We start from the raw sequence: 10,934 nt of genomic DNA on the forward strand, positions 1-10,934 counted from the left end.
CGGCATGCCGACCCGCCGCCCGGCCGTGACGGGGAGTGAATCCCGACCCGCCGGCACACCAGGCCGCTCGCCCGCTTTGCTCTGCAGCCAAGGACGCAACGCTCACACTCCGCCACCGCTCGGGATCTTCCGCGATTCTTGGCAGGAGGACATGCGCGCAGCTCGACGAGGGCGTTGTGGCGATGGGTGCAGAGCAAAGCGCGCGGCGGGACCGCGGAGACCCCCGGAGGATGACAACGCAGGGTAAGGACGATCGTCCCGATGTGGACAGCTCCCCTTCGTCACGGAGTGCGACCGAAACACCCAGGCTCGCGACCCCGCCGAAGCCGCACCCCAAAGCGGCCGTCCCGGCCCGGCAAACCCCGTCGGGCAACCGGGTCGACGCCGCCCCGTCCGGCGGCGCCGACCCGGCCGACAGCGGACGCGAAGGCAACTCCGCGTCCGAAAGTTTCGAGCTTGTTTCGGACCCGTGCAGACTAAGCGCCCGCACGGAGGCGAGTCAAGAGTCACCTGTCGATGCGTCGAGGCCGGACCCGGAATTGGCCCCTACCCGCCCCCAAGCTTCGAAAGTTTCGGGATATGCTGCGGCGGGCCGGGAGCAAGGGAGATGCCATGGAACAACAGCGGGCGACGCTGGCGGAGATCGCGCAGGCGGCCGGGGTGTCGATCCCCACCGTCTCGAAGGTCCTCAACGGCCGGCCGGACGTCGCACCCGCGACCCGGCACCGGGTGCAGACACTGCTCGACGCCCGGGGGTACACCGCCCGGGGCACCGCCCGCCCGGCGAACCGGGCGGGCCTGATCGACCTGGTGCTGCGGGACCTGGGCAGCCCGTGGGCCATGCAGATCATCGACGGCGTGGAGGAGCTTGCCTACCAGGCCGGCTTCGGCGTCGTCGTCTCCGCCGTGCACGGCCGGCACCGCACCCGCCCCGACCGGCGCTGGACCGAGCAGCTGGCCGCCCGACGCTGCAACGGGGTGCTGCTCGTCCTGTCCGACCTCTCCCCCGCCCAGCGCGGCCAGCTCGAGGAGCTGGGCATCCCCGTGGTGATCATCGACCCCGCCGGGCAGCCTCCCGCGGACATCCCCTCCGTCGGCGCGACCAACTGGGCCGGCGGGCGGGCGGCCACCGAGCATCTGCTCGACCTCGGACACCACCGGATCGCCGTCATCGGCGGTCCCCCCACCGTTCCGTGCAGCCGCGCCCGCGTGGACGGCTACCGGGCCGCCATGGACGCCGCCGGGCAGCGGGTCCCCACCGGCCACGTCCGCACCGGCGACTTCCTCGCCCCCTCGGGCTACCGGGAGACACACGCCCTGCTCGACCTGGCCCGACCGCCGACGGCGATCTTCGCCTGCTCCGACGAGATGGCGCTGGGCGCCTACGAGGCGCTCTACGAGCGGGGGCTGCGGGTGCCGGACGACATGAGCGTCGTCGGCTTCGACGACCTGGACGCCGCCCGGTGGGCCGTGCCGCCGCTGACCACCATCCGCCAGCCGCTGACGGAGATGGCGGCGATGGCCACCCGCATGCTGCTCAGCCTGGTCAACGGCGAGGAGCTGGCCAGCGACCGCATCGAGCTGGCCACCCCGCTGGTCGTGCGGCACAGCACCCGGCCCTGCTGACCGCGACGCCGGGTCAGGCCGGCTCGCCCCGCATGGCGCGGACGGCCTCGCCCGCGTACAGGCAGGCGGCCCGCTGGCCGGCGGCCACCTCGACCAGCGCGGGATCGGACTCGGCGCAGTCCGGGCGGGCCTGCGGGCACCGGGTCCGGAACCGGCAGCCGCCGGGCGGGTCCACCGGGCTCGGCACGTCGCCGCGCAGGATGATCCGCCGGCGGCGCCGCTCCACCTTCGGGTCCGCCACCGGGACTGCCGACAGCAGCGCGGCCGTGTAGGGGTGCGCCGGCTGCCGGTAGAGCTGCGCCGGGGTGCCGGTCTCCACGATCCGGCCCAGGTACATCACGGCGATCCGGTCGCTCATGTGCTCGACGGCCGCCAGGTCGTGCGCGATGAACAGGTACGTCAGCCCCAGGTCCCGTTGCAGCGCCCGCAGCAGGTTCATGATCTGCGCCTGCACGCTCAGGTCGAGCGAGGCGATGGGCTCGTCGAGGACGATCAGGTCGGGCTCCCCGGCCAGCGCGCGGGCGATGCCGACCCGCTGGCGTTGCCCGCCGGAGAGCTCGTGCGGGTGCCGGCCGGCGAGGTCGGGGCGCAGGCCGACCAGCTCCAGCAGCTCGGCGACCCGGCGGCTGCGGGCCTGGGCGGAGCCGGCGAGCCGGTGCACCACCAGCGGCTCGGCGATGCTGGCCCCGATCGTGCGCCGCGGGTCCAGCGACGCCTGCGGGTCCTGGAACACCATGGCCACCTTCCGGCGCAGGCCCCGCAGCCGGCGGCGGGACCACCGGGTGACGTCCTGGCCGCCGACCCGCACGTGTCCGGAGGTCGGGTCGACCAGGCGCAACAGCGCCAGGCCGGTGGTGGACTTCCCGCTGCCCGACTCGCCGACCAGCCCGAGCGTCTCGCCCCGCCGCACGGTCAGCGACACCCCGTCGACGGCCCGCACCTGCGCGCCGCCCCCGGCCGGGAACCACACCCGCAGGTCGTCGAGCTCGGCGAGGGGCTCCGGCGGCGCCGCGGCCGGCGTCGGCGCGGCCGGGGCGGTGTCGGCGCTCATGCGTCCTCCCCGCCGGGGTAGAAGGTGCGTGCCTCGTGGCCGGGGGCCACCGGGACCAGCGGCGGCAGCTCGTGTTCGCACCGGGCGTCGCCGCGCACGGGGCAGCGCGGCCAGAACGCGCAGCCGGGCGGCAGGTCGAGGGGGCTGGGCGGCGCGCCGTGGATCGCCGGGAGGTCGCCGCCGGCATGCTGCGGGTCCGGGCGGGCCGCCAGCAGGGCCCGGGTGTACGGGTGCGCGGGCGCGTCGAACACGGCGTCGACGTCGCCCCGCTCGACGATCCGGCCGCCGTACATGACGGCCACCGTGTCGGCGACGCCGGCGACCACGCCGAGGTCGTGGGTGATCCAGACGACGGCGGTGCCGAGCCGGCGGCGCAGGTCGGCGACCAGCTCGACGATCTGCGCCTGGGTGGTGACGTCGAGGGCGGTGGTCGGCTCGTCGGCGATGAGCAGGGCCGGCTCGCAGGCCAGGGCCATCGCGATGACGACCCGCTGGCGCATCCCGCCGGAGAACTGGTGCGGGTACTCCCCGACGCGCCGGCCCGGCGAGGGGATGCCGACCAGGTCGAGCAGCTCGACGGCCCGGTCCCGGGCCTGCCGGCGGGTCATGCCCAGGTGTTCCTCGCACGCCTCGGACACCTGCCGGCCCACGGTGAGCACCGGGTTGAGCGAGGTCATCGGGTCCTGGAAGACGAAGCCGACGTGCCGGCCGCGCAACTGCCGGCGGCGCGGCTCGGGCAGCGTGGTCAGCTCCTCGCCGAGCAGCCGGACCCGGCCGGTGACCCGGGCCGCGCGGGGGGCCAGGCCGGTGGCGGCGAGCACGGTCATGCTCTTGCCGCTGCCGGACTCGCCGACCAGGGCGAGGGTCTGCCCCGCCCGCACCGACCAGTCGACGCCGGCGACGGCGCGGGCGGGGCCGCGGCGGGTGCCGATCGTCACCGTCAGGTCCTCGATGGCCAGCACCGGCACATCGTCGCCGCCCGCGGCGGGACCCCTCTCGGCCGCGCCGGCGGCGGGTGGTGAGGTGCTCATGTCCTGCTCCTGTTCGCCTCGCTGACGGTGAGCTGACGCGGGTCCAGCACATCGCGCAGCGCGTCGCCGACGAGGTTGAAGGCGAGCACGGTGAGAAAGATCGCGGCGCCGGGGAAGACGCCGAGCCACCACGCCTCGGTGACGAACCCGCGCCCGTCGTAGAGCATCCGGCCCCAGGCGGGGTCCGGCGGCTGCACGCCGAGGCCCAGAAAGGACAGGGCCGCCTCGGAGAGGATGGCGAACGCCAGCGACAGCGACGTCTGCACGATCAGCGGGGCCGCGATGTTGGGCAGCACGTGGCGGCGGATGATCCGCGCGTCCGACGCGCCGATGGACACGGCCGCGCGCACGAAGACCTGCTCGCGTACGGAGAGCACGCCCGCGCGGGTGACCCGGGCGAAGATCGGCGTGTAGACCACCCCGATCGCGACCATCGCGGTGACCAGGCCCGGCCCGAGCACGGCCACGATCGCGACGGCCAGCAGCAGCACCGGGAACGCGAACAGCACGTCCATGCCGCGCATGAGGACGTTGTCCACCCAGCCCCGGTACCAGCCGGCGAGCAGGCCGACGGTGACCCCGACCAGCAGCGCGATGCCGACGCTGACCAGGCCCACCTCCAGGGAGACCCGGGCGGCGACGAGGACGCGGCTGAGCACGTCGCGGCCCAGCTCGTCGGTGCCGAACGGGTGGTCGAGGCTGGGCGGGCGCAGCATCCGCTCGACGTCGACGTCGTTGACCCCGGCCGGCGCCAGCCACCTGCCGGCCACCCCGACGACGAGGAGCAGGAGCAGGACGACGGTGCCGGCGACGGCCGGTGGGTCGTGGCGCAGCGCGGACAGCGTGCGGCGCAGCGTGCCGTCGGTCCCGCCGCTCACCGCAGCCCGATCCGCGGGTCGAGGCGGGCGTAGAGGACGTCCACCAGCAGGTTCATCAGCAGGAACAGGGCGGCGACGAAGAGCACCGCGCCCTGGAGCACCGGGTAGTCGCGGGCCTGGACGGCGTCGTAGGTGAGCCGGCCGACGCCCGGCCAGGCGAACAGCACCTCGATCACGATCACCCCGCCGACGAGGCTGGCCAACTGCACCGCCACGACGGTGACCACGGGGATCAGCGCGTTGCGCAGCACGTGCCGCACGACCACGACCCGCGCGCGCAGCCCCTTGGCCTCGGCGGTGCGCACGTAGTCCGCGGAGAGCACCTCCAGCACCGAGGAGCGGATGAACCGGGTGAGGATCGAGGCGGTGACCAGCCCCACGGCCGTGGCCGGCAGGACCACGTGGGACGCCCACCGCGCCGGGTCCTCGGTCAGGGCCACGTAGCCCGAGGGCGGCAGCCAGCCGAGCACCCCGGCGAAGAGCAGGATGCCCATGATGCCCATCCAGAAGTCGGGCACCGACACGCCGAACTGGCTGAACACCCGGGCGGCGTGGTCGAGGGCGGACCCGCTGCGCACGGCGGAGAGCACGCCCAGCGGGAAGGCCACGAGCAGGGCGAGCAGCACGGCGGTCACCGCCAGCGACAGCGTCGCGGGCAGCCGCTCCAGCACGATCGTGGTGACCGGCTGTCCGCTGCGGAAGCTCACCCCGAGGTCGCCGGTGAGCGCGTGGCCGACGTAGCTGACGTACTGCGCGACCAGCGGCCGGTCGAGGCCGGAGCGTTCCCGTAGCGCGTCGTAGGTCTGCTGGTCGAAGCGGGTCCCGAGGGCGACCCGGACAGGGTCGCCGGGGACGAGCTGGAGCAGCAGGAAGACGACCAGCGTCACCCCGAGCAGGACGACGACCGACTGGAGCAGCCGGCGCAGGACGAATCTCGCCATGTCGGGCCCCCGTCAGCTCACTTGTCGAGGCCGACGTCGCGGAACCGGATGGCCCGGTCGGAGCGGACCTGGTAGCCGGTGACCTGCTTCGACCAGCCCTGCACCACGTCGGGGTTGTAGAGGTAGACGTAGCTGGCGTCGTCGACGATCTGCTTGGCCGCCTGGTCGTACGTCCGCTTGCGGGCCGCCGGGTCGGTCTCGGTGCGGCCGGCGTCGAGGAGCCTGTCGACGGCGGGGTTGCTGTACTTGTGGAAGTTGAACGTCGCGCCGGTGCGGTGCTGGGCGTAGTAGAACTCGTCCGGGTCGATGTTGCCGAGCCAGCCGAGCAGGAACGCGTCGAAGGCGCCACGGCCCTGTTCGTCGAGCCACTGGGCGAAGTCGAGGGTGCGGATCTTCACGGTGATCCCGACGTCCTTGAGCTGCGCGGCGATGACCTGGGCCGCGCTGACCGTCTCGGGATACTCGTTGGTCACCATCAGGTCCAGGGCCAGCCCGCTGACGCCGGCCTGGCCGAGCAGTTGCCGGGCCTGCGCGGGGTCGTGCCGGTACGGCGCGTACTCGAAGTGCCAGGAGCTGCCCTTCGGGATCGCGGTCTGGTTCACCGTGGCCTGCCCGAACTTGGCCGCCTTCGCGATCGCCTCCCGGTCCAGGGCGAAGGCGATCGCGCGCCGCACGTTGACGTCGTCGTACGGCTTGCGGCCCTCGTTGAGGGCGAGGTACCAGTAGTCGGTCGACGACCGCGACTCGACGGTGACGTCGCCGCCGTTCTCCTTCAGCGCCGCGACCTGCTGGGGCGGGAGGTTGTCGGTCCACTGGACCTCGCCGCCGCGCAGGTTCTGCAGGGCGACGGTGGGGTCCTTGACGAAGGTGAACCGGACCCCGTCGAGCTTCGGCTTGACGCCCCAGTAGTTGTCGTTGCGGGTGAGCTGGATGCTGTCGCCGGAGGTGTAGCCGGCGACGGCGAACGGCCCGCTGCCCACCGGCCTGGTCTTGATCGCCCCGGACTCCACGTTGGCCTTGTCGACGATCGCGACACCCTTGAACCCGCCGAGGCTGGCCAGCAGGTTCGGGGTGGGCTTGGTGAGCGCGACGACCACCGTGGCCGGGTCGGGCGCGGTCACGGACTTCACGGTCTCGAACCGGTACGCCTGGTTCAGCTTCTCCGAGATGATCCGCTCGTAGGAGTAGACGACGTCCTCGGAGGTCAGCGGCGACCCGTCGGAGAAGCGCACGCCCTCGCGGAGGGTGAAGGTCCAGGTGAGCTGGTCGGCGCTGGTGGTCCACCTCGTCGCCAGCGAGGGGCCCATCCGCAGGTCGGGGCCCGGCTCGACGAGCGTGTCGTAGACGTTCTCCAGCACCTGGAAGCTGTAGTAGGCCGAGGTCCGGTGGGGGTCGAGCTGGTCCGGTTCCCCGCCGATGGCGGCGTTCAGCGTGCCGCCGGAGCCCCTGCCGCCGGTGTCGCCGGCCCCGTCCACGTCGACGCTGTCGCCGGCGCCGCAGCCGGCGGCGCCGGCGAGCGCGAGCGCGAGCACGGCACCGACCATTCTGGATCTGGTCATGGACCCGGTCCCCCTCCGTCACCGAGGCGCGGGAGTGATCCCGCCTCCTGCCCTCCTTGCCCGCAGCGTCCCGGCGGTGAAACCTGCATCACCGCACCGGCGCGCGGCCGGGTGCGGCGACGGCGGAACCTGCCCAGTGTGGAGTCAGTTTCGTCACACAACCGTCACGGAACCGGGAGGTGCCCTCCAAAACCGCGTACCAGGGTGGGGGCTGCCGCCGCCGAGGAGAGGAGGCCGGATGACGGTCGTACCGGACGATCGCCTGATGACGCTGATCTGCGACGACTGCGGCGACACGACCACCGGCAACGCGTGCGTGCTGCCCGACGCCGAGGTCGTCTGGACGCTGGTGTCCGAGCACGGCTGGAGCGGCTCGCCGTTCGCCGTCGGCCCCCACCGGTGTCCGCGGTGCAGCGTCGCCGGCCCGACGCCGGGCCAGTTCCTCGGGCTCGACCAGGTCGACGGCTGCGACGACGCGCCGAGCCACGGCGAGGACCGGCTGCGCGCCGCCCTGCGCGACGCGGTCGAGTTCGACGGGCGGGCCGTGGTGGACCTGCACGGGGTGGACCAGATCGACCCGGCCGGGCTGGGGCTGCTGGTGCGGGCCCACCAGGAGGCCCGGCAGCGGGGCGTCGTCCTGTGCCTCGCCGCCCCGTCCCGGTTCGTCCGCACCGTCCTGCACACGATGCGGCTCGACGGGCTCTTTCCGACCTTCGCGACCCAGCAGGAGGCCCTGGCGGCGGGCCCCGCCCTGACGGCGGCCGACCCCGCGCCGGCCCGCTGACACGGCGCGGGGTGGGGTCGGCTCAGGCCGACCGGTCGGGCTGCGCCTGGTAGACGTCGGGCACCCCGTCGCGGTCGCGGTCGACGGTCTCGGCCGCGTGCACCCGCCGGTAGGCCCGGCTGCGGGCGCGCAGGATGACGGTGGCCAGGCCGGCGGCGAGCAGGGACCCGGTGAGCACGGCGACCTTGACGTGGTCGTCGCGCTCGCTGCCCAGGCCGAAGGCGAGCTCGCCGATGAGCAGGGAGACGGTGAATCCGATGCCGCCCAGCAGCGCCAGGCCGAACACGTCGAGCCAGTTCAGCCCCTCGTCGGGGTCGGCCCGGGTGAACCGGGACACCAGCCAGGTGGCCGCCATGATGCCGATCGGCTTGCCGAGCACCAGGCCGACCACGATCCCGACCGCGACCCGGTCGGTCAGGGCGGTGGCCAGGCCGGTGAGGCCGCCGACGGTGACACCGGCGGAGAGGAAGGCGAAGACCGGCACCGCGACCCCGGCGGAGAGCGGCCGGAACCGGTGCTCGAAGTGCTCGGCCAGGCCGGGCCCGGCGTCCGGGCCGCCCGCGGCCCGGCTGCGGAGCACCGGGACGGTGAACGCCAGCAGCACCCCGGCGACGGTGGCGTGCACCCCGGAGGAGTGCATCAGCGCCCAGGTCACGGCGGCCAGCGGCAGGAGCAGCCACCACGACCGGACCCGGCGCTGCACCAGCAGCCCGAAGGCCGCCAGCGGGACCAGCGCGCCCAGCAGCGGCCCGACGTCCAGGTCGGAGGTGTAGAAGACGGCGATGATCACGATGGCGAGCAGGTCGTCGACCACCGCGAGGGTGAGCAGGAACGTGCGCAGCGCCGAGGGCAGGAACCGGCCGACGACGGCGAGCACGGCCAGGGCGAAGGCGATGTCGGTCGCGGTGGGGATCGCCCAGCCCTGGGCGGCGTCCCGGCCGGCGACGAGGTAGTAGAGCAGGGCGGGCACGAGCACGCCGCCCATGGCGGCGGCCACCGGCACCGCCGCGCGGCGCGGATCCCGCAGGTCCCCGGCGACGAACTCGCGCTTGAGCTCCAGCCCGGCGACGAAGAAGAAGATCGCCAGCAGGCCGTCGGCGGCCCAGGTGGCCAGGCCGAGGTCCAGGTGCAGCGCCGCCGGGCCCACCCGGAGCTCCCGCAACGCCTGGTAGCCGTCCGCCCAGGGGGAGTTCGACCAGATCAGGGCCAGCAGCGCCCCCACCAGCAGGAGCGCCCCGCCCACGGTCTCCCGGCGCAGGATGCCGAAGATGCGGCTGGTCTCGCCCCACGAGCGTCGGGCGAACAGGCTGGGGCGGCGCCGGGGGGCGTCGGTCACGGGGAACTCCTCGTCGGCAGGGCAGCGTCAACTCATCGCCGACCAGCCTTCCCGGCACACCGAAGCCCTACCCTAGCCGCTTACGGACCCCGAAACTTCCGCTGGTTGCCGCCGTCACTCCCGCTATCCATACTGATGAACGTTCCTGAGCCGGACATGGTCGGAGGCCGGGCAGCCCCGATCGGAACCTCGCCCCATCGGCACTCTCCGGAGGAACCCGTCCCATGAGATCGAGAACGAAGCTGCTGGGCGCTGCCCTGGTGGCCGCCGCGGTGGCCGCGCTGGCGGCCGTCACGGCGCCCGCGCCCGCGTCGGCCGCGGCGCTGACGGAGGTCACCAACTTCGGCGCGAACCCCAGCAACCTACGCATGTACCTGTACGTGCCGGACCGGGTCGCGCCCCGGCCGGGCCTGCTGGTCGCGGTGCACTACTGCACCGGCACCGGCCCGGCGTTCTTCAACGGCGCCCAGTTCGACGAGTTGGCCAACCAGTACGGCTACCTCGTCATCTACCCGTCGGTGACCCGCAGCAGCCAGTGCTTCGACGTCTCCTCGCCGCAGGCGCTGCGCCGCGACGGCGGCAGCGACCCGGTGGGCATCAAGTCGATGATCGACTACGTGCGGGCGCGGTACCCCGTCGACGCGGACCGGATCTTCGCCACCGGCGTCTCGTCCGGCGCGATGATGACCAACGTCCTGCTCGGGCTCTACCCCGACGTGTTCGCCGCCGGCGCGGCCTTCGCCGGGGTCCCGTTCGGCTGCTTCGCCACCACGAACGGCTCCGAGTGGAACAGCGAGTGCGCCAACGGGCAGCTCACCAGGACCGCCCAGCAGTGGGGCGACCTGGTCCGCAACGCCTACCCGGGCTACACCGGCAAGCGGCCCCGGATGCAACTGTGGCACGGCACCAGCGACGAGACCCTGCGCTACCCGAACTTCGGCGAAGAGGTCAAGCAGTGGACGAACGTGCACGGGCTGAGCCAGAACCCGACGTACACCGACACCCCGCAGTCCGGCTACACCCGCACCCGCTACGGCGGCAGTGGCGCCACGGCGCCGGTCGAGGCGATCAGCATGGCCGGCGTCTCGCACAACCTGCCCGTCGACGCCGCCCAGGCCATCCGGTTCTTCGGCCTGGACAACGCCACCCCGCCCACCACGCCGCCGCCCACCACGGCCCCGCCGACGACGCCGCCGCCGACCACCCCGCCGCCCACGACGCCGCCGCCGACCACCCCGCCGGCCGGCGGGGGCTGCGCCGTCGGGTACGCCGTCAATGCCTGGAACACCGGCCTGACCGCCGCCGTCACGATCACCAACACCGGCGGCACGGCGATCAACGGCTGGAGCCTGGCCTTCACGCTGCCGGGCGGGCAGACCATCACCAGCGGCTGGAACGCCACCTACTCCCCCACCAGCGGCGCGGTGACCGCCCGTAACGTCTCGTACAACGGCACGATCGCGCCGAACACCTCGGTCAGCATCGGCTTCCAGGCCAACCACACCGGCGACACCGCCAAGCCGGCGTCGTTCACTCTCAACGGGGCGGCCTGCTCGGTCTCCTGAGTTCCTCCCGGGTGGCGGCGTCCCCGCCGCCACCCGTCCGCGAGGGCGGGCGCCCCGGGCGGCGGGCCCCCCCCGCACGGTGCCGCAACCCCGGGCGCCCGGCCCGGGGCCCCGGAGGGGCGCCCCCGGGCCGCGGGCCCCCCCCGGCCCCGCCCCCGGGGCC

General features: G+C 73.9%; 9 protein-coding genes. 3 read left to right on the forward strand and 6 right to left on the reverse strand.

Annotated features, from left to right (window positions below; all coding sequences use genetic code 11):
• The first annotated feature begins 612 nt into the window (after positions 1-612).
• A complete protein-coding gene (locus tag ACFYWL_RS28445) occupies positions 613-1,626 on the forward strand; it encodes a LacI family DNA-binding transcriptional regulator (RefSeq protein ID WP_386978910.1) in 1,014 nt (337 codons plus the stop codon).
• Between the two features lie 13 nt (positions 1,627-1,639).
• Here the strand turns inward: ACFYWL_RS28445 and ACFYWL_RS28450 are convergent, their stop codons facing one another.
• Genes ACFYWL_RS28450 through ACFYWL_RS28470 form a run of 5 tightly spaced genes read right to left on the reverse strand, consistent with a single transcriptional unit; the run spans position 1,640 to position 7,086 of the window.
• Entirely contained in the window at positions 1,640-2,677 is a 1,038-nt protein-coding gene (locus ACFYWL_RS28450; RefSeq protein WP_386978913.1) for an ABC transporter ATP-binding protein, read from the reverse strand.
• Positions 2,674-3,708, reverse strand: a complete 1,035-nt coding sequence (locus ACFYWL_RS28455) for an ABC transporter ATP-binding protein (protein ID WP_386978915.1) — start codon at positions 3,706-3,708, stop codon at positions 2,674-2,676. The genes ACFYWL_RS28450 and ACFYWL_RS28455 overlap by 4 nt, the downstream gene beginning before the upstream one ends.
• Entirely contained in the window at positions 3,705-4,586 is an 882-nt protein-coding gene (locus ACFYWL_RS28460; RefSeq protein ID WP_386978918.1) for an ABC transporter permease, read from the reverse strand. Before ACFYWL_RS28460 ends, ACFYWL_RS28455 begins: the two co-directional genes overlap by 4 nt.
• Positions 4,583-5,527 carry an ABC transporter permease gene (locus tag ACFYWL_RS28465; protein ID WP_386978921.1) on the reverse strand — a complete coding sequence of 315 codons (945 nt, stop codon included), beginning with the start codon at positions 5,525-5,527 and terminating at the stop codon, positions 4,583-4,585. The genes ACFYWL_RS28460 and ACFYWL_RS28465 overlap by 4 nt, the downstream gene beginning before the upstream one ends.
• A 17-nt stretch (positions 5,528-5,544) precedes the next feature.
• On the reverse strand, positions 5,545-7,086 hold the full coding sequence (locus tag ACFYWL_RS28470) for an ABC transporter substrate-binding protein (RefSeq protein ID WP_386978923.1): 1,542 nt from the start codon (positions 7,084-7,086) through the stop codon (positions 5,545-5,547).
• A 238-nt stretch (positions 7,087-7,324) separates the two neighbouring features.
• Between ACFYWL_RS28470 and ACFYWL_RS28475 the strand changes: the two genes are divergently transcribed.
• Positions 7,325-7,870: an STAS domain-containing protein gene (locus tag ACFYWL_RS28475; RefSeq protein ID WP_386978926.1), complete on the forward strand. Its 546-nt coding sequence runs from the start codon at positions 7,325-7,327 to the stop codon at positions 7,868-7,870.
• Between the two features lie 22 nt (positions 7,871-7,892).
• Here the strand turns inward: ACFYWL_RS28475 and nhaA are convergent, their stop codons facing one another.
• Positions 7,893-9,206, reverse strand: a complete 1,314-nt coding sequence (gene nhaA / locus ACFYWL_RS28480) for a Na+/H+ antiporter NhaA (protein ID WP_386978929.1) — start codon at positions 9,204-9,206, stop codon at positions 7,893-7,895.
• 224 nt (positions 9,207-9,430) lie between these two features.
• On the opposite strand from nhaA, the gene ACFYWL_RS28485 reads away from it, so the two are divergent.
• Positions 9,431-10,771 carry a PHB depolymerase family esterase gene (locus ACFYWL_RS28485; protein WP_386978932.1) on the forward strand — a complete coding sequence of 447 codons (1,341 nt, stop codon included), beginning with the start codon at positions 9,431-9,433 and terminating at the stop codon, positions 10,769-10,771.
• Positions 10,772-10,934 lie beyond the last annotated feature (163 nt).

The sequence above is a fragment of the Micromonospora sp. NPDC002575 genome (genome assembly GCF_042889525.1).
GTDB lineage: Bacteria > Actinomycetota > Actinomycetes > Mycobacteriales > Micromonosporaceae > Micromonospora > Micromonospora carbonacea.

What these genes read in the sequence shown, in the direction of transcription:
- ACFYWL_RS28445 (WP_386978910.1), top strand. Translation starts at nt 613, where the DNA reads ATGGAACAACAGCGGGCGACGCTGGCGGAGATCGCGCAGGCGGCCGGG.
- ACFYWL_RS28450 (WP_386978913.1), bottom strand. Translation starts at nt 2,677, where the DNA reads ATGAGCGCCGACACCGCCCCGGCCGCGCCGACGCCGGCCGCGGCGCCG.
- ACFYWL_RS28455 (WP_386978915.1), bottom strand. Translation starts at nt 3,708, where the DNA reads ATGAGCACCTCACCACCCGCCGCCGGCGCGGCCGAGAGGGGTCCCGCC.
- ACFYWL_RS28465 (WP_386978921.1), bottom strand. Translation starts at nt 5,527, where the DNA reads ATGGCGAGATTCGTCCTGCGCCGGCTGCTCCAGTCGGTCGTCGTCCTG.
- ACFYWL_RS28470 (WP_386978923.1), bottom strand. Translation starts at nt 7,086, where the DNA reads ATGACCAGATCCAGAATGGTCGGTGCCGTGCTCGCGCTCGCGCTCGCC.
- ACFYWL_RS28475 (WP_386978926.1), top strand. Translation starts at nt 7,325, where the DNA reads ATGACGGTCGTACCGGACGATCGCCTGATGACGCTGATCTGCGACGAC.
- ACFYWL_RS28485 (WP_386978932.1), top strand. Translation starts at nt 9,431, where the DNA reads ATGAGATCGAGAACGAAGCTGCTGGGCGCTGCCCTGGTGGCCGCCGCG.